This window comes from Mesorhizobium sp. WSM4846, assembly GCF_055811415.1.
The window spans coordinates 36,770-53,886 of record NZ_JBVVPZ010000035.1 but is presented as its reverse complement, the minus strand read 5'-3'; the positions used below and the strand labels follow the sequence as shown (position 1 = coordinate 53,886).

Genomic DNA, 17,117 nt, shown 5'->3' with positions numbered 1-17,117 from the left:
CAGCTTCTCACTTTTCGGATTCGACCAGGCCGCGCACGAACCAGCGTTGCATCAGCACCACCACCAGGATCGGCGGCACGATGGCCAGCATCGCGGTGACCATGACCAGGTGCCATTCGGTATCGGCATCGGCAAAGGAAACCATCTTTCTCAACGCGATGACGATGGTGTTCATGTCGTTGCTGTTGGTGACCAGCAACGGCCAAAGATACTGCGTCCAGCCGTAGATGAAGAGGATCACGAACAGCGCCGCGATGTTGGTGCGCGACAATGGCAGGAGGATATCGAAGAAGAAGCGCCATGGCCCGGCGCCGTCGACGCGCGCCGCCTCGAGCAATTCGCCCGGTATGGTCATGAAGAACTGGCGGAACAGCAGCGTCGCGGTGGCCGAGGCGATCAGCGGGATGATCAGGCCGGCATAGGTGTCGATCATGCCGAGATCGACCATTACCTTGTAGGTCGGCAGGATGCGCACTTCCACCGGAAGCATCAAGGTGATGAAGATCAGCCAGAAGAAGGTCATGCGCAGCGGGAAACGGAAGAACACGATCGCATAGGCCGACAGGATCGAGATGCAGATCTTTCCCACAGCAACGCCGAGCGCCATGATCGTGGTGTTGAGGAGCAGTTGGCCGACGCTGACACCGCCGATGCGGCCAATGCCGCCGAACAGCGCCTCGCTGTAGTTGTTCCAGAGCTGGCCGCCGGGCAAGAGCGGCAGCGGCGGCCTGAGGATGGTTTGCAGCGTGTGCGTCGAGGCAACGAACGTGTAGTAGATCGGGAAAGCCACGATCAATATGCCGAGGATCAGCACGGCATGGGCGATAAAAGTGCGGAGCGGGGACTGGCCGATCATCGCTGCCCTCAACCGTAGTGGACTTTGCGTTCCACGTAGCGGAACTGGATGGCGGTGAGCGCAATGACGATTGCCATCAGGATGACCGACTGCGCCGCCGAGTCGCCCAGGATCAGATTGACGAAGCCGTCATTGTAGACCTTGTAGACCAGCGTCTCGGTCGCCTTGCCCGGCCCGCCGCCGGTGACGGCATGAACGATGCCGAACGTGTCGAACAGGGCATAGACGGTGTTGACGACCAGCAGGAAAAAGGTGGTCGGCGCGAGCAGCGGGAAGACGATGGTCCAGAAGCGCTTGGTCTCGCCGGCGCCGTCCATGGCCGCCGCCTCGATCAGCGTTTTCGGCACTGCCTGCAGACCGGCTACGAAGAACAGGAAATTGTAGCTGATCTGCTTCCAGGCAGCCGCCGACACCAGCAGGATCATGGCGTGGGTTCCGTTGAGCAGCGGATCCCAGGCGATGCCGAGGCTTCGCAGCAAATACGCCAACGAGCCGATCGAAGGATTGAACAGAAACAGCCACAGCATGCCGGCAATCGCCGGCGCCACGGCATAAGGCCATATCAACAGCGTGCGGTAGAGGCCTTTGCCGCGCACCGCCTTCTCGGCCATGACCGCAAGCAAAAGCGCCACAACCATGGCAACGATCGCGGTCGCAAGCGAGAACACCACGGTGACCTGGATCGAGTTGAGGTAGGCCGGATCGGCCAGCACCTTGCGGAAATTGGCAAACCAGACGAACCTGGTCCTCAGCCCGAACGGATCCTGCCTGAGCATCGACTGGTAAAGCGCCTGACCGGCCGGCCAGTAGAAGAAAATCAGTGTTATGGCGAGTTGTGGCGCCACCAGCAGGTAGGGCAGGATCTTGTTGGGAAAGACGACGCGTGGAGACAGGCTGATTTCCTTCGCTAACTCGGGAGACGCCCACGCGAGCTCGCGTGGGCGATATTCAAACCGACACCAACCGAGATAATCTCGTCAGTTCTCCAGCGCTTCCTTGATTGCGGCGTTGCCGCGCGTGACCGCGTTGTCGAGCGCCTGCTGAGCGGTTTGCTGGCCGGCCAGCATCTTCTCGAACTCCTCGTTCTGGATATCGCGCACCTGCGGCAGGTTCGGCAGGCGCACGCCCTTCGAGTTGTCGGTCGGTGCCTTGCCCGTCATTTGCAGGATGGGTGTCTCACGGCCGGGGTTCTTGTCATAGAAGCCCGATTTCTTGGTCGCCTCGTAGGCAGCGAGCGTCACCGGCAGGTATCCCGACTTCTGGTGCAGATATTCCTGCACATCGGTCTTGGACAGATAGGCGAAGAACGCCGCGACGCCCTTGTATTGCTCGTCCGACTTGGCGCCGAACACCCACAGGCTGGCGCCGCCCGGCGTGGTGTTCTGCGGTGCGCCCTTGGCGTCGCTGTCGTAGGGAAGCTGGCCGATGCCATAGTTCATCCCGGACTTGACGATGTCGCCGAGGCCGCCCGACGATTCGGTGAAGATGCCGCATTCGCCGGCGAGGAAGATCTGCTTGGCTTCGGAGGTACGCCCGCCATATTTGAAGGTGCCGTCCTTGGCGAGGTCTGCGAGCGCCTGGAAGTGGTTGACGAAAATCGGCGCGTTGATCTTGAGTTCGACATCACCGCCGGCCAGGCCGTTCTGCTGGGTCGCCCACGACACATCATTCCATGCTGCAAAATTCTCCAGATGGATCCAGGTCAGCCAGGTCGAGGTATAGCCACAAGGGGCGGCGCCGCTCGTCTTGATCTTCTTGGCGGCTTCCCACACCTCGTTCCAGGTCTTCGGCGGGTTGTTCACGTCGAGGCCGGCCTTCTGGAAGATGTCCTTGTTGTAGTAAAGGATCGGCGAGGAGGAGTTGTAGGGGAAGGACAGCATGGTGCCGTCCGGCTTCGAATAATAGCCGACGATACCGGGCAGATACTGGCTTTTGTCGAAGGTCATTCCGGCACCGGTCATCACCTCGGCAACCGGCTTGATCGCACCCTCGGCCGCCATCATCACGCCGGTGCCAACGTCGAACACCTGGAGGATATCGGGCGCCTGGCCGGCGCGGAAGGCGGCGATGCCGGCATTCAGCGTCTCCGGATAGGTGCCCTTGAACACCGGAACCAGTTCATAGTCGCTCTGGCTGGCGTTGAAATCCTTGGAGATCTTGCCGACGACCTCGGCGTTGGCGCCGGTCATGGCGTGCCACCAGCTGATCTGCGTGACGGCGAAGGCGGAGGTGGTGGAAAGCAGGGTCAAGGTGGCGGCGACACCGGCCGCGAAGCCGAACAACTTCATGTTTCATCTCCCGTTTGTCATTGGCGAAAGGGGCACTCTCGCAAAGCCAATATGTGCCGCCCGTGACAATTGGACAACGGTTTTGTTGCGGACCGATGAACTTGATTTCCACTTAAAGTGGCGTGCGCTTCGAGATGAGAGCCGATGGAAAGCAATTGAAAAGCCGGCTTACCAATCGAACATCGACGACGACCGGCAATCGCCGGCGCCTCCTAAAGAGCGCACTATTGCGCGACATGCGTTAGTACGACTTGCCGAGCGCCGTCTCGACCAGCCGCTTGGCGTCGGGGCTCGACCATTCGGCCGGGCCGTTCATGTGGGCAATCAGGCAGCCTTCCGCGTCAATCAGCATGGTGACCGGCAGGCCGAGCGCCAGGCCGCGTGTCTTGAGATCGTTGAACAGCGCCATCGTCGAATCACGGTAGTAGCCGAGCGCCTTGACGCCGGTCTCCTCAAGGAACTTCTTCGGTTTGGCGTCGTCGCCGGCATCGACATTGACCGCGACGACCTCGAAGGCATCGCTGCCCATTTCGTTCTGCAGCGCGTCGAGCGCCGGCATTTCGGCGCGGCAAGGCGCGCACCATGTCGCCCACAGATTGAGCAGCACCGTTTTGCCGGCATGGTCGGCGAGCGTCATCGGCTTGCCGTCGGGGCTATTGAAGGCAAGACCCTTCAGCGATTGTGGCGGATCGGCCGGCAAAAGTGCTGCAACCTGGCCGGTGGCAGCCGCCGCGACCGTCTTGGCGCGGTCGGCCTTGGCGGCGCAGGCGACATCGTCCTTGCTGTCGCCAACGGCGACTTGAGCGGGGGCGTTGTTGCCAGAACCGCTTTCGCTGACATATACCGCGACCGCGCCGGCCAGCACGCCTGCCACCAAAGCGGCGAGGATGAGGCGCGGGGCCGGGAAAAATCGATTGCCGTCTGCCATTTTTAAAACTGCTCCGGAAGCACGGGTTATAGCGATGAGCGACAAGAAGGCCAGCAACCAGATGTGGGGCGGACGTTTTGCCTCGGGTCCGGCCGCGATCATGGAAGCGATCAACACGTCGATCTCGTTCGACCGCAAACTCTACGCGCAGGATATCAGAGGCTCGATCGCCCACAGCGAGATGCTGGCGCAAACCGGCATTATTTCGGCGGCCGATCAAGAAAAAATCGCTCACGGGCTGAACACGGTCCTGGCAGAGATCGAAGCCGGCACGTTCGAGTTCTCGACCAGGCTGGAAGACATCCACATGAATGTCGAGGCCCGCCTTGCCGAGCTGATCGGCCCGGCTGCCGGCCGTCTGCATACCGCCCGTTCGCGCAACGACCAGGTGGCGGTCGATCTCAGGCTATGGGTCAAGGACGAGTGCTTTCGCGTCGCCGAGGCGCTGAAGGGCCTGATCACGGCGTTCCTGGAACGGGCCGAGGAGCATGCGGCAACGGTGATGCCTGGCTTCACCCACATGCAGGCGGCGCAGCCGGTAACCTTCGGCCATCACTGCATGGCCTATGTCGAAATGTTTTCGCGCGACCTGTCGCGTGTTCGCGACGCCATCGAACGGATGGACGAAAGCCCGCTCGGTGCGGCCGCGCTTGCCGGCACCAGCTTTCCGATCGACCGGCACCAGACGGCCAGGGCGCTCGGCTTCCGCGAGCCGATGCGCAATTCCCTCGACAGCGTTTCGGACCGCGATTTCGCGCTCGAGTTTTTGGGGCTGGCGGCGATCTGCGCGACGCATCTGTCGCGACTGGCCGAAGAAATCATCATCTGGTCGACGCCGCAATTCGGCTTCGTCAGGCTGTCGGACTCATTCTCCACCGGCTCCTCGATCATGCCGCAGAAGAAGAACCCTGACGCCGCCGAGTTGGTGCGCGGCAAGACCGGCCGCGTCACCGGCCATCTGGTTGGCCTGCTGACTGTGATGAAGGGCATGCCGCTGACCTACGGCAAGGACATGCAGGAAGACAAGGAATCCGTGTTCGACGCCGCCGAGACGCTCGACCTGATGCTGGCGGCGATGACCGGCATGGTGCGCGACATGACGGTGAATGCCGCCGCCATGAAGAAGGCCGCCGGGTCAGGCTATGCGACCGCGACCGATCTCGCCGACTGGCTGGTGCGCAGCCTCGGTCTGCCGTTCCGCGAGGCGCACCACGTCACCGGCCGCGCCGTGGCGCTGGCCGAAGAGAGGAAAATCGGGCTCGACAGGCTGCCGCTGGAAGACTTGCAGTCCATTCACCCCGGCATCACGACGGACGTGTTTTCGGTGCTTGCCGTGCAAAACTCGGTGAAGAGCCGCACGAGCTTCGGCGGCACCGCGCCGTCGGAAGTGAGGAAGCAGATTCGCTACTGGAAAAAGCACATCGCCAAGGCGTGATGCTCGTGCGGTGAATCCGAAATTCGCATCACGTTGGAGCAGCGCGGCGAGCGAATTTCGGATTCAAAAGCCGCACGAGTAATTCAATGAATTCTAGTGTGGTTTTGGATTTGAAGTTCCTCAACGCGAATGCCGTCAATGCCAGGAACTTCAAATCCACCACACTAGGTGCAATGCCAGCAAAACTCCGCTAAAAGCGGCGGGCAAAAGTTCGGACGGATGGATCGATGACCGCAAGCAGGATTTTGGTGACGCTGACGCTGCTGGCGGCGCTTGCAACCGTAACGGCCTGCGGCAGGAAAGCCGGGCTCGATACGCCCTATGAGGCGGCCGTGCAGGCGCGCAAGGACGCACAGAAGGCAGAGCAGCCCGTGCCGCCGGAGCCGGAAAAACCCGTCGAGGACAAGAAGTTCATTCTCGACCCGTTGATCTAGAGCCGATGAGATCGGCCGATCTCATCGTGCTCCAAATTCCGGAACCATTCTCGTGAACCATTTCGACTACCGCGACGGCGTGCTGCATGCCGAGGACGTGGCGATATCAGAGATCGCCGCAAGCGTCGGCACGCCGTTCTATTGCTATTCGACGGCGACGTTGACCAGGCATTTCCGCGTGTTTGCGCAGGCCTTTGCCGGGCTCGACGCTCTGGTCTGCTACGCCATGAAGGCGAATTCCAACCAGGCGGTGCTAAAAATCCTGGCCAAGCTCGGCGCCGGCGCCGACGTGGTCTCGGAAGGCGAATTGCGTCGCGCGCTGGCCGCCGGCATTCCGGCCAACAAGATCCTGTTTTCCGGCGTCGGCAAGACCGCGCGCGAGATGGATCTTGCACTCTCGGCCGGCATTTTGTGCTTCAACGTCGAATCCGAGCCGGAACTGGAATTGCTGTCAGCCCGCGCCGCGGCGCTGGGCAAGGTGGCGCCGATCTCGCTGCGCATCAATCCGGATGTCGACGCCAAGACCCACAAGAAGATCTCCACCGGCAGGGCCGAGAACAAGTTCGGCATTCCCTGGCAGAAGGCGCGAAAGGTCTATGCCCGCGCAGCTGAGCTGCCTGGCATCAAGGTCACCGGCATCGACACTCATATCGGCAGCCAGATCACCGAGTTGCAGCCCTTCGACGACGCCTTTGCGCTGCTGGTGGAGTTGGTCGGCGTGCTGCGCGCCGACGGGCACGCCATCGAGCATATCGACCTGGGCGGCGGCCTCGGCATTCCCTACCGCGTCGACAACAGCCCGCCTCCCCTGCCGGACGCTTATGCTCAGATCGTCAAGAAGCACGTCGCCAAGCTCGGGCTGAAGGTGATGTTCGAGCCAGGCCGGCTTATCGTCGGCAATGCCGGCATCCTGGTCTCCCAGGTGATCTTCGTGAAGGAGGGCGACGCCAGGAATTTCCTGGTCGTCGACGCCGCGATGAACGATCTGATCCGGCCGACGCTCTATGATGCCTTCCATGACATCAAGCCGGTGGTGCAGCAGCCGGCCGCGGCGCCGCGCATGACGGTCGACGTGGTCGGCCCGGTCTGCGAGACCGGCGATTATCTCGGCCTCGATCGCGACCTGCCGCGGCTGAAGGCCGGCGACCTGATCGCCGTCGCCACCGCCGGCGCCTATGGCGCGGTGCAGGCCGGCACCTATAACACCCGCCTGTTGGTGCCTGAAGTGCTGGTCGACGGCGACCGTTTCCATGTCGTGCGCCGGCGCCAGACCTATGACGAGCTGATCGGCCTGGATTCGCTGCCCGATTGGCTTGAATAGACCCATGATCCCGAAAAAGTGAGAACCGGTTTTCGGAAAGGATCATGGTCAAACAAGAATGGATCGTCTGCAGCGCTACAGCCGGTGCTGAATCAGCGCCCTGGTCTCGGCGATCCTGCCTTCGTCACGGCGATAGAACGTCCACTGCTTGATACGCTTGCTGCGCAGAAGGCCGGCCTGGGTCAGCACCCGCATATGCTCGCTGAGCGTCGCCTGGGTGATGCCAAGCTTTTCCGCAATCAGCAGCGCGCAGACGCCGTCCTCGACCAGATCGCCATCAGACTGCGGCGGAAAATGCTCGCGCGGATCCTTCAGCCAATCGAGGATTTGCAGCCTGCGCTCGTTGGCGATCGCCTTGAAGACATCAATTTCTTGCATTTAGCCATTTTGCTAAGTTACTAAGTGATGTCAACCCTTGGGAGCAGACCATGCTGAACGGCAATAGCATCACCCGCGAACGCATCGCCGCAATGGTACCGCGCATCCGGCCCTTCGTGCGCCACACGCCGGTGCTGCGCGTCGACATGGCCGATTTCGGCCGCCCGCCTCTTAGCGTCGACCTGAAGCTCGAATGCCTGCAGCATTCCGGCTCGTTCAAGGCGCGCGGCGCGTTCACCAATCTTCTCGAGCGGCCGGTTCCCGAGGCTGGCGTCGTCGCGGCATCGGGCGGCAATCATGGTGCCGCGGTCGCCTACGCCGCCATGCGGCTTGGCCACAAGGCAATCATCTTCGTTCCCGAAGTCAGCCCGCCGGCCAAGCTGGAACGCATCCGCGGCTATGGCGCCGAGCTGGTCGTCGGTGGCGCACGCTATGCCGAAGCGCTGGCCGCCAGCGAAGACTTTGCCGAAAGGTCCGGCGCGCTGCAGATCCATGCGTTCAACCAGGAGGAAACGCTGATCGGGCAAGGCACGCTCGGCCTTGAGATCGAGACCGACCTGCCTGAACTCGACACGCTGCTGGTCGCCGTAGGCGGCGGCGGCCTGATCGGCGGCATCGCCGCCTGGTTTGCCGGCCGCATCAGGATCATCGCCGTCGAGCCGGAGGGCGCGCCGACGCTTCATCGCGCCTTCGAGGCCGGCCGGCCCGTCGATGCGCCGACTGAGGGCATCGCCGCCGATTCGCTGGCGCCGAAGCGCGTCGGCGAGATGATGTTTCCGATCGCCGAGGCCTTCGTCGAGCGTTCCATACTGGTCAGCGACGACGAGATCATCGCCGCGCAGGCGGCGCTTTGGGACCGGGTGCGAATCATCTCCGAGCCGGGCGGCGCCGCGGCCTTCGCGGCGCTCCTGTCGGGCCGCTACGCAGCGGCTGCGGGCGAGCGTGTCGCCGTGCTGGTCTGCGGTGCAAACGCCAATCCGGCTAAATTCTGACGATAGCGGGGGCAGTCCTGTTCACGTTTTAGGGAACTGCCTCGCCTTCGCCGTGTTTCTTGGTATGTTTGGAGCGACGTGCATCTAAGACGTTGAGTCCTTCGCATCCGATCTTCGGGCCGGTGCGATAGATTTGTGAGGTTCGGGTTATCCCGCCCGAACAGGAAGGGCCGATGACGCAACGAGCCACCTTCACCAGCGATCGCAGCCTGGCCGGGCGCCTTGCCGTGAGCCGGCTGGCGACGCGGGTCTCGATGACGGTCGAGCGTGGCTGGCCGTTGCTGCTTCCACTCGTCATCGTCGCCAGCCTGTTCCTCAGCGTCTCGTGGCTCGGCCTCTTCCTTTTGCTGCCCGACATGGCGCGCATCGGTCTGGTGGCTGTGTTCGCCATCGCAGCCCTTGTCGCGCTCTATCCCCTGCGTTTCTTCCGGGTGCCGTCCAGTGCCGAGATCGATCGGCGCATCGAGGCCGCCAACCTATTGCTGCACAGCCCGGTGCTGGTGCAGATCGACCGGCCGAGCGGCAGGGAAAGCTTTTTTTCGCAAGCGCTGTGGCGCGAGCACCAGAAACGCATGGCCGAAAAACTCGGCAACCTCGGTGGCGACCTGCCACGCACCCGGGTGCCGGAGCGCGACCCGTGGGGGCTGCGCGCCGTGGCGGCGCTTGTGTTGGTCACCGCTTTCGCCTTCTCGTTCGGACCGTCGGGCGGCCGCATCGCGGACGGGTTCAGTGCCCACGCGGCGCGCGACGCCGTGCCGCCGCGCATCGACGCCTGGGTGACGCCGCCGGCCTACACCGGCAGGGCACCGGTCTTCCTCACTTCCCCAGCCTTCGCCAACCCGGCCCTCGCCAGCAATGACAATCAGGCTGCGTCCACCTTCACCGTTCCGGAAGGCAGCGATGTCTCGCTGCGCGTCACCGGCGGCTCGGGCGAGGAAACGCTGAGCTATGCCGACGCCGACGGCAACGCCCGCACTATCGAGCCGGCCGGGCAGCAGGCCGACGCGGCCAAGCCGGCGGCGGCAACGCCCTCCACGGCAACGCCCTCCACGGTGCGCCAGTTCACCGGCAAGCTGACGGCCAACGGCACGCTGACGCTGAACTCGGGCGGCGACGAACTCGGCAGCTGGGCCTTCGCGGTGATCCCGGACAAGCCGCCGCAGATCCGCTTCGTCGGCGAGCCGAAACGCGCCGTCAACGGCTCCTTCGAACTCAACTACCAGATCGACGACGACTATGGCGCGGCCTCCGCCAAGGCGGATTTCGTATTGGCCGACCCACCGGCGCCGAATGCGCATCCGCTGTATGGCCCGCCCGAAATGCCGCTGACGCTGCCGCGCCGCGGCGTCAAGGGGAATGCCGCCAAGACCACGAAGGACCTGACCGAGCATGTCTGGGCCGGCGGCGACATCAAGCTCAGGCTTGTCGCCACCGACGATGCCGGACATACCGCAACCAGCGAAACCAGGACCCTGGTGATGCCGGAGCGGCCATTCTCCAATCCGCTGGCCAGGGCCGTGATCGAGCAGCGCCGCGCCCTGGCGCTCGACGCCAACGCCAAGAGCCGCGTGCTCGACCTGATGGATGCGATCACGCTCAGGCCCGAAGACACGTTCGACAATATGGCGCACTACCTCGCCATCATGAGCGCCCGCACCCGGCTGAAGATGGCCGAAAACGACGACAAATTGCGCGACGAGGTCGCCTATCTCTGGGAGATCGCGCTCGGCATCGAGGAAGGCAATCTTTCGGACGCCGAGCGGCGGCTGCGCCAGGCGCAGCAGGCGTTGCAGGACGCGATCAAGAACGGCGCCAGCGACGAGGAAATCGACAAGGCGATGAAGGAACTGCGCGAGGCGATGAACCAATTCCTGCAGGAATTCGCCCAGCGTGCGCAGCAGAATCCGAACGCGCCGCAGATGCAGCAGAACGGCCAGGAGCTGCGCCAGAGTGATATCGAACGGATGATGGACCAGATCGAGAATCTGGCGAAGTCCGGCGATCGCGACAGCGCGCAGCAATTGCTTTCGCAACTGCAGGACATGATGAACAACCTGCAGGCCGGACGTCAGCAGCAGGGCGGCCAGCAGAACAGCGAAATGCGCCAGCAGATGGACAAGCTCGGCGAGATCATGCGGCGCCAGCAGGAGATGATGAACGAAACCTTCCGTATGGACCAGATGCAGCGCGGCCAGCAACAGCGTGGGCAGAACCGAGACGAGCAGCTCGGCGAGAACGGCGAGCAGGGCCAAATGGGCGAACAGGGCGAGCAGCCCGGCCCAGGCGAAGACCGCGATCCGCTCGGCCGGCCGAAGCCGATGACGCCGGAGGAATTCGCCGATGCGCTGAAGCAGTTGCAGGAAGGCCAGGGCAAACTGCAAGGCGAGCTCGACCAGTTGAGAAAGGGTCTCGAAGGTATGGGGCTCGAGCCCAATGAGGGATTTGGCGAGGCCGGCAAATCCATGGGCGATGCCGAACAGGCGCTTGGCGACAGCGATGGCGATCAGGCGGTCGGTCACCAGGGCCGCGCGCTGGAGGCGTTGCGCAAGGGCGCCAAGGACATGATGAAGCAATTGCAGGCCATGCAGGGCGACGAGGGCGACGGCCAGCGCGGCGGCCGCCAGCAGAATGCCGACCGCGATCCGCTCGGCCGGCCACGCGCCACCGAGGGTCCAGATTTCGGCGATTCGGTGAAGGTGCCGGACGAGATCGACGTGCAGCGCGCCCGCCAGATCCTCGACGCAATCCGCAAGCGGCTCGGCAACGCGCTCAGCCCCGATATCGAGCGCAGCTATCTGGAGCGGCTGCTGGAGCTGAAGTAAGCCGGCCTGCTCTAACGGTTGGTGAACGCCTCGCGGATCGCCTCTTCCATGCTGACGATGGCCTCGCCGGAAGCGTTCGGATTGCGCCGCAGCACCACGTTCGAGGAATCGATGTCGCCGAATCCATCGGCGGCGGTAAGCTCGCGGCAATCAGCCGGGATGTTGCTGCGCGAGATCGGCGCAATCGCCAGCCCGGAGGTGACGGCAAGCCGCAGGCCGCCATTCGTATCGCTGGTATAGGCGACCCGATAGGCGAGACCACGCTGTTCCAGCGACTTTATCGCGAAATCCTTGCACCAGCCGGCGCGGTTGTAGAGCGCGATCGGCACCGGCCGCTCCTCATGCATGTGATGCAGCTCCGACGTCACCCACACGGTCGGGTCATGCATCAGCACCTCACCGCCGGAGAGGTCCTGCCATTCGAACACCACCGCCAGATCGAGCTCGCCGGCGGCGAGCGCCGCGATCTGCGCACCGGAATGCGCGTAGCGGACGGTGATGTCGACCTGAGGATGGCGCTTGGCAAAGGCGCCGAGCGCGCGCGACAGGATCGCGTGGCCATATTCCTCCGGAATGCCGATGCGCACCGGTCCGCCAAGCGGCGCCGCGACCATCGATGCCGCCGTCTCGTCCAGCAGCGACACGATGCGGCGGGCGTTGACGATGAGTTCGCCGCCGCGGCGCGTCAGCGCCACACCCCGCGAACCGCGCTCGAACAGGCTGTCGCCGACCATATCCTCGAGCTTCTTCATCTGCATCGAAACCGCCGACTGGGTACGGCCGGCCTGCACCGCAGCCTTGGTGAAATTGCCGGCGTCGGCGACCGCGACGAAGGTGCGCAGCAGATCGCTGTCGAGCGTGGGCTTCATTTGTCCGCCATAAGAAAATCTGATTGCTGGCATCATTCCAATTCGTTTGCAACATGTCAAACGGCGGATAATAGTCACTTCACCCATTGGATATGCGGCTGCGAAATCGGCTGCGGACCAACGAAGTCCTCACTCGTACCCGCTGCCCGAAACGGTGGCGGGTTCTTTTTGATGCATGTCGCCCAAAAGCATGCCCTCGGGCCTGACCCTGGGCCTGACCCGAGGGTGCGAAGCGGTTTTGGGCGATATGCATAAAACAAAGTTACGCGCGCCCGGCTCTCGGGCCGCGCAAGCAAGGAGCCGTCGAACGCCATGCAGAACCGGATCGTCCTCGGCATGGCAAGCCTTTGCCTCGGCGTTCTGGTGTTCTCGCTCCAGGATCCGCTGATCAAGGCCGTATCGGGCACCTATCCGGTGACCGAGGTGATGGCGATCCGCTCGATCGTTGCCCTGCCCATTCTTCTCGTGCTGGTTCATGCCGATGTCGGGCTCAGGGCGATCTTTTCGAAGCGGTTTCGCATGCTGACGATGCGCGCCTTGATCCTGTTCACCTCCTACACGCTCTACTACCTGGCGATCGCCGCCCTGCCACTCGCCGACGCGGTGGCGCTCTATTTCATGGCACCGCTGTTCATCATGGCGCTTGCCGGCCCCTATCTCGGCGAACGGGTAGCGGGGCAGACGCTGGTCACCGTCATGGTCGGCATGCTCGGCGTGCTGGTGATGCTGCGACCCGGCGCCGGGCTGTTCGACTGGGCGGCGCTGCTGTCGCTGGCCTCGGCGGTGCTGTACGGTTTTTCGCAGTTGATGGCCCGCAAGATCGGCGACACCGAATCATCCACGGTCATGGCGTTTTATCAAAACGGCGTCTATCTCCTGGGCGCTGCAGCGGTCGCCGGGCTGTTCTGGCTGGCAGGAATGGCTCATGCCACGCATCCGAGCCTCGAATTCCTGGTCAGGCCATGGATCTGGCCGACGTCAATCGACTTCCTGACGATGGCCGCCTGCGGCGTCGTGGCGTCGGCCGGGATGATCCTGTTGTCGCAGGCCTACCGGCTGGCGCCGGCCAACGGCGTCGCCACGTTCGAATACACCGGCATCATCTGGTCGCCGCTGTGGGGCTTCCTGTTCTTTGCCGAAGTGCCGCGATCGACCACCGTCATCGGCGCCGCCCTCATCATCGGCGCCGGTCTGTTCGCGCTCAACGCCAGCCGGCGCCGGAGCAGCGCGCCGGCAATCGCAGCGACCTGCGATCCGGCCTGACCGCGCGGAATCTTAAGCGAAACAGGCGAGCGCCTGTTCGACGCGCGTGCGGATTTCGGCCAGCGTGAACGGCTTCTGCACGACGTCCACAATGACGCCGTTCAATTCCTCGGCGCGCTCGCGCTGGTCGGCATAGCCGGTCATCAGCAAGATCTTCATCGCCGGGAAAAGCGATGCAGCCGCGTTGGCCATTTGGATGCCGTCCATCTCCGGCATCCGGATATCCGAGACGACAAGGTCGTAGCCGCCACGTGCAGCGCGGATCAGGGCAAGCCCCTGCGCGCCGTCAGCGGCGATGTCGATCATGTGCCCGGCGCGTTCGAGCGCGCGAGCGGCGAGGGTGCGGACGGACTCATCGTCCTCGACGATCAGGAGCTTTGCCATAGCGGAATTTTGGCGTGGAAAAGTTGACTTTTCCTGAACCGCAACCGCATCGAAGATAAATCTAGGCGTCGCCCTTGACGACGCCGACAAACGGCAGTTCGCGAAAGGCGTGGGCGACATCCATGCCGTAGCCGACGACGAAATAGTCGGGGCAGTCGAAGCCGACATAGTCGGCGTTGAGCGCGGTCCGGCGGCGCATGCGCTTGTCGAGCAGCACGGCGATGGCGCAGCTTTTGGCGCCGCGCGACAGCATCAGGTCGCGGGTGAAGGACAGCGTCTTGCCGGATTCGAGGATGTCGTCGATCAACAGCACGTCTCGGCCGGCGACCTCATTGTCGATGTCGCGCAGCACCCTCACCTCGCCGCTGGTGGTGCCGGCGCCGTAGCTGGAGATGAAGATGAACTCGACCTCGGGCGACAGGCCGACATCGTGCATGGCGCGGATGAGGTCGGCGGCGAAGATGAACGATCCCTTCAGCACCGAAATCACCAGAAGGTCGTGATAATCGTGCCCGGCGATCTCCTTGGCTAGCTCCAGATTGCGGCGGGCGATCGCCGACGCCGAAAACAGGACCTCGATCTCCTTGCCGCGCACGATTGGCATTGGCTGCCCTTCCAGAAATGATCGCCGCTAATTGGCGAAGGTGACCGAGACGGTCTTGACCCCGTTTCTAGGCACGTCGAGCCGGCTGGAAAAGCCAAATCTTTCGCCGGGCGCCAGCGAACGGTTAAATGTCGCCCTATAACGGGTTGTGCGCCTGTCATTGCCGGTGACCCGGACTTCCAGCGGTGGCAATGGCGACGGGCTGGCGCCGTCATTCGCGGCCTCGCCACCGACGAACAGGATAGGTTGCGGCCCGGACGCATCGATACGCGACGTAACGCCTGAAATGGTCAGGGCAGCGCCCGCTTGTCGCGCCGCCAGAAGAAGCGGCGTCTGGCGCACCAGCGCGTGCCCGCCCGAGATCCAGAAGGCTGCAAACGCGGCACTGAGGCCGGCGATCCAGAAGATCGGCCCGCCGCGCGACGCCCGCAGCCGTTCCATCGCCGCTACCGGCTTGCGCAGCATGTCCATGCCTTTCATCGATGGCGTGGTGATCACGCGCAAAAGCGGCGGTGAAAGGCCCGTGCTGTCGGTTAAACGCGGCAGCACCTCGTAGTCGGCGTCGACGATGTCACCGGCCGGATCGCGCATGATGCGTTCCGGCGCAGGACTTGCGGCCGTATCGGTCATGATTTCGCCGGAAACCGGGCGCGCGGTTCGATCGTCAGCCATCGCGGCCCCAGCACTTCGCACTTGTTCGCTCTTCGTTTCTTATGCGTAAATGGAAATGGTTAACGTTTCCCCCGGAAACCCCTTGTGACGCGCCCAAAAAACCCCAAAATTAACCGCCGGTTAACCATGCCGGCCGATGGTCTTTTCTCAGAGAAGGCTGCCTCGTCGCCGCCGCAAGTTTCAGGTCGTCGAACGTGATCCGCTTCGAAAATGTCGGCCTCCGCTATGGCATGGGTCCGGAAATCCTCCGCGACATTTCCTTGCACATACCGGAGCGCTCCTTCCAGTTCCTGAGCGGCCCTTCGGGCGCCGGCAAGACGACGCTGCTGCGGCTTTTGTTCATGTCGCTCAAGCCGACGCGTGGCCTGATCACCATCTTCGGCAAGGACCGCTCGCGCATCTCGCGCGCCGAGCTGCCGCATCTGCGGCGGCGCATCGGCGTGGTGTTCCAGGACTTTCGCCTGCTCGACCACATGACGACCTATGAGAATGTCGCCTTGCCGCTGCGCGTGCGCGGGCGCGAGGAGGCCAGCTACCGCACCGACGTGACCGAGCTCTTGAAATGGGTCGGCCTTGGCGAGCGCATGCATGTGCTGCCGCCGGTGCTGTCGGGTGGCGAGAAGCAGCGCGCCGCAATCGCCAGGGCGCTGATCGAGCAGCCCGAAATCCTGCTCGCCGATGAGCCGACCGGGAATGTCGATCCGCCGCTGGCGCGACGCCTGTTGCGGCTGTTCATCGAACTCAACCGGCTGGGCACCGCCGTGGTGATCGCAACGCACGACCTCGGCCTGATGGAACAGGTCGACGCACGCCGCATGATCCTGTCCGGCGGAAGGCTGGATATCTATGACTGACCTTTCCGCTCGCCATGTCGAAGACCAACACGCTGACAGGGCTGGGACGCAGCGCGTTCAGCGCAAGATGGCGCCGATCGTGCCCGCCCAGAACATCGCCGGCCGGGCGCTGGTCCTGGTGATCGCCATCATGACATTCCTCTCCTGCCTGACCTTCGGCGCGGTGACGCTGGTGCGCGACACCGCCTCGGTCTGGGAGAACCAGATCTCACGCGAGGCGACGATCCAGATCAAGCCGATGGACGGCCTCGACATCGAGGCAGCACTTGCCCAGGCCTCGCAGATCGCCGGCGAATTCCCTGGCGTGAAGAGCGCCAGGATCGTCGACCGCGATGCCACGGCGCGGCTTTTGGAACCCTGGCTGGGTTCGGGTCTCAACATCGACGAGCTGCCGGTGCCGCGTCTGATCATCGTCACCATAGACGAGACCAACCCGCCCGATTTCGCCGCAATGCGCGCCGCGATCACGCCGAAACTGCCCAGTGCCTCGCTTGACGACCATCGCACCTGGGTCGACCGGCTGGTCGCCATGGCCCGCACCACGGTGACCATCGGCATCGCCGTGCTGGCGCTGATGCTGGCGGCAACCGTGCTGACCGTGGTGTTCGCGACGCGCGGCGCCATGGCCGGCAACGGCCACATCATCGAGGTGCTGCATTTCGTCGGCGCCGAAGCGCGCTTTATCGCGCGCGAATTCCGCCACCACTTTCTCGTCACCGGCATGAAGGGCGCCGCCGCCGGGGGTGCGGCGGCGGTGTTCGTCTTCATCGTCTTCTCGTGGTGGTCGTCGCGAAACATGGCGACGCCGCAGGCCGATCAGGCGACTGCCCTGTTCGGCAATTTCGCCATCGGTTCGGCGGGCTATCTCGGCGTTGTTCTCATGGTGCTGGTCATCGGTGCGCTGACGGCGGCAACCTCCCATGTCACCGTCGTCACCTATCTCAGCGACATCGATGTCCGCCAGCCGGACGCAGGGTGATCACGAATAGAGAATTAGCGTAACGAAATTTGTGCTTT

17 protein-coding genes are annotated in these 17,117 nt (G+C 63.5%); 8 read left to right on the top strand and 9 right to left on the bottom strand.

What is annotated here, in order from left to right; translation table 11 throughout:
* Positions 1 to 7 precede the first annotated feature (7 nt).
* From ugpE to tlpA, 4 genes are all read right to left on the bottom strand, one after another.
* Positions 8 to 856: a sn-glycerol-3-phosphate ABC transporter permease UgpE gene (ugpE, locus tag AC0L15_RS24615; protein WP_287212881.1), complete on the bottom strand. Its 849-nt coding sequence runs from the start codon at positions 854 to 856 to the stop codon at positions 8 to 10.
* A gap of 8 nt (positions 857 to 864) precedes the next feature.
* On the bottom strand, positions 865 to 1,749 hold the full coding sequence (gene ugpA / locus AC0L15_RS24610; RefSeq protein WP_473497370.1) for a sn-glycerol-3-phosphate ABC transporter permease UgpA: 885 nt from the start codon (positions 1,747 to 1,749) through the stop codon (positions 865 to 867).
* Between the two features lie 84 nt (positions 1,750 to 1,833).
* Positions 1,834 to 3,144, bottom strand: a complete 1,311-nt coding sequence (gene ugpB / locus AC0L15_RS24605; RefSeq protein WP_091593059.1) for a sn-glycerol-3-phosphate ABC transporter substrate-binding protein UgpB — start codon at positions 3,142 to 3,144, stop codon at positions 1,834 to 1,836.
* A gap of 241 nt (positions 3,145 to 3,385) precedes the next feature.
* Positions 3,386 to 4,072, bottom strand: a complete 687-nt coding sequence (gene tlpA, locus AC0L15_RS24600; RefSeq protein ID WP_287245760.1) for a thiol:disulfide interchange protein TlpA — start codon at positions 4,070 to 4,072, stop codon at positions 3,386 to 3,388.
* Between the two features lie 34 nt (positions 4,073 to 4,106).
* Here tlpA and argH point away from each other — a divergent pair, with 34 nt between their 5' ends.
* From argH to lysA, 3 genes are all read left to right on the top strand, one after another.
* Complete coding sequence (gene argH, locus AC0L15_RS24595) at positions 4,107 to 5,507, top strand: argininosuccinate lyase (protein ID WP_287245759.1); 1,401 nt, start codon at positions 4,107 to 4,109, stop codon at positions 5,505 to 5,507.
* Between the two features lie 227 nt (positions 5,508 to 5,734).
* Positions 5,735 to 5,941 carry a hypothetical protein gene (locus AC0L15_RS24590; RefSeq protein WP_023797221.1) on the top strand — a complete coding sequence of 69 codons (207 nt, stop codon included), beginning with the start codon at positions 5,735 to 5,737 and terminating at the stop codon, positions 5,939 to 5,941.
* Between the two features lie 52 nt (positions 5,942 to 5,993).
* The gene (gene lysA / locus AC0L15_RS24585; protein ID WP_027153380.1) at positions 5,994 to 7,262 is read left to right on the top strand and encodes a diaminopimelate decarboxylase; all 1,269 of its coding nucleotides are present in this window, start codon (positions 5,994 to 5,996) and stop codon (positions 7,260 to 7,262) included.
* 75 nt (positions 7,263 to 7,337) lie between these two features.
* Here lysA and AC0L15_RS24580 read toward each other — a convergent pair whose 3' ends face one another.
* Entirely contained in the window at positions 7,338 to 7,640 is a 303-nt protein-coding gene (locus AC0L15_RS24580) for an ArsR/SmtB family transcription factor (RefSeq protein ID WP_287245758.1), read from the bottom strand.
* Positions 7,641 to 7,690: 50 nt separating this feature from the next.
* On the opposite strand from AC0L15_RS24580, the gene AC0L15_RS24575 reads away from it, so the two are divergent.
* A complete protein-coding gene (locus AC0L15_RS24575; protein ID WP_287245757.1) occupies positions 7,691 to 8,632 on the top strand; it encodes a threonine/serine dehydratase in 942 nt (313 codons plus the stop codon).
* A gap of 173 nt (positions 8,633 to 8,805) precedes the next feature.
* Positions 8,806 to 11,454 (top strand): TIGR02302 family protein, encoded by a 2,649-nt coding sequence (locus tag AC0L15_RS24570; RefSeq protein WP_287245756.1) that lies wholly within the window; start codon positions 8,806 to 8,808, stop codon positions 11,452 to 11,454.
* 11 nt (positions 11,455 to 11,465) lie between these two features.
* Here the strand turns inward: AC0L15_RS24570 and AC0L15_RS24565 are convergent, their stop codons facing one another.
* On the bottom strand, positions 11,466 to 12,323 hold the full coding sequence (locus AC0L15_RS24565) for a LysR substrate-binding domain-containing protein (RefSeq protein WP_287121945.1): 858 nt from the start codon (positions 12,321 to 12,323) through the stop codon (positions 11,466 to 11,468).
* Between the two features lie 312 nt (positions 12,324 to 12,635).
* On the opposite strand from AC0L15_RS24565, the gene AC0L15_RS24560 reads away from it, so the two are divergent.
* A complete protein-coding gene (locus tag AC0L15_RS24560) occupies positions 12,636 to 13,586 on the top strand; it encodes a DMT family transporter (protein WP_287245754.1) in 951 nt (316 codons plus the stop codon).
* Between the two features lie 12 nt (positions 13,587 to 13,598).
* On the opposite strand, the gene AC0L15_RS24555 is transcribed toward AC0L15_RS24560, so the two are convergent.
* The 3 genes from AC0L15_RS24555 to AC0L15_RS24545 form a co-directional block, all read right to left on the bottom strand.
* The gene (locus AC0L15_RS24555; protein WP_287245753.1) at positions 13,599 to 13,970 is read right to left on the bottom strand and encodes a response regulator; all 372 of its coding nucleotides are present in this window, start codon (positions 13,968 to 13,970) and stop codon (positions 13,599 to 13,601) included.
* A gap of 61 nt (positions 13,971 to 14,031) precedes the next feature.
* Complete coding sequence (gene hpt, locus AC0L15_RS24550) at positions 14,032 to 14,574, bottom strand: hypoxanthine phosphoribosyltransferase (RefSeq protein ID WP_287245751.1); 543 nt, start codon at positions 14,572 to 14,574, stop codon at positions 14,032 to 14,034.
* A gap of 27 nt (positions 14,575 to 14,601) precedes the next feature.
* The gene (locus AC0L15_RS24545; protein WP_473497362.1) at positions 14,602 to 15,246 is read right to left on the bottom strand and encodes a hypothetical protein; all 645 of its coding nucleotides are present in this window, start codon (positions 15,244 to 15,246) and stop codon (positions 14,602 to 14,604) included.
* A gap of 194 nt (positions 15,247 to 15,440) precedes the next feature.
* Here AC0L15_RS24545 and ftsE point away from each other — a divergent pair, with 194 nt between their 5' ends.
* A complete protein-coding gene (ftsE, locus tag AC0L15_RS24540; protein WP_023797212.1) occupies positions 15,441 to 16,100 on the top strand; it encodes a cell division ATP-binding protein FtsE in 660 nt (219 codons plus the stop codon).
* Positions 16,093 to 17,079: a cell division protein FtsX gene (locus tag AC0L15_RS24535; RefSeq protein WP_128168726.1), complete on the top strand. Its 987-nt coding sequence runs from the start codon at positions 16,093 to 16,095 to the stop codon at positions 17,077 to 17,079. Before ftsE ends, AC0L15_RS24535 begins: the two co-directional genes overlap by 8 nt.
* Positions 17,080 to 17,117 lie beyond the last annotated feature (38 nt).

Excerpts from the sequence above, each read along its gene's own strand:
- AC0L15_RS24575 (WP_287245757.1), top strand. The coding sequence starts at position 7,691 with ATGCTGAACGGCAATAGCATCACCCGCGAACGCATCGCCGCAATGGTA.
- hpt (WP_287245751.1), bottom strand. The coding sequence starts at position 14,574 with ATGCCAATCGTGCGCGGCAAGGAGATCGAGGTCCTGTTTTCGGCGTCG.
- AC0L15_RS24580 (WP_287245758.1), bottom strand. The coding sequence starts at position 7,640 with ATGCAAGAAATTGATGTCTTCAAGGCGATCGCCAACGAGCGCAGGCTG.
- ugpB (WP_091593059.1), bottom strand. The coding sequence starts at position 3,144 with ATGAAGTTGTTCGGCTTCGCGGCCGGTGTCGCCGCCACCTTGACCCTG.
- AC0L15_RS24555 (WP_287245753.1), bottom strand. The coding sequence starts at position 13,970 with ATGGCAAAGCTCCTGATCGTCGAGGACGATGAGTCCGTCCGCACCCTC.
- AC0L15_RS24545 (WP_473497362.1), bottom strand. The coding sequence starts at position 15,246 with ATGGCTGACGATCGAACCGCGCGCCCGGTTTCCGGCGAAATCATGACC.
- AC0L15_RS24590 (WP_023797221.1), top strand. The coding sequence starts at position 5,735 with ATGACCGCAAGCAGGATTTTGGTGACGCTGACGCTGCTGGCGGCGCTT.
- AC0L15_RS24570 (WP_287245756.1), top strand. The coding sequence starts at position 8,806 with ATGACGCAACGAGCCACCTTCACCAGCGATCGCAGCCTGGCCGGGCGC.
- tlpA (WP_287245760.1), bottom strand. The coding sequence starts at position 4,072 with ATGGCAGACGGCAATCGATTTTTCCCGGCCCCGCGCCTCATCCTCGCC.
- AC0L15_RS24560 (WP_287245754.1), top strand. The coding sequence starts at position 12,636 with ATGCAGAACCGGATCGTCCTCGGCATGGCAAGCCTTTGCCTCGGCGTT.
- ugpE (WP_287212881.1), bottom strand. The coding sequence starts at position 856 with ATGATCGGCCAGTCCCCGCTCCGCACTTTTATCGCCCATGCCGTGCTG.
- argH (WP_287245759.1), top strand. The coding sequence starts at position 4,107 with ATGAGCGACAAGAAGGCCAGCAACCAGATGTGGGGCGGACGTTTTGCC.
- AC0L15_RS24565 (WP_287121945.1), bottom strand. The coding sequence starts at position 12,323 with ATGAAGCCCACGCTCGACAGCGATCTGCTGCGCACCTTCGTCGCGGTC.
- AC0L15_RS24535 (WP_128168726.1), top strand. The coding sequence starts at position 16,093 with ATGACTGACCTTTCCGCTCGCCATGTCGAAGACCAACACGCTGACAGG.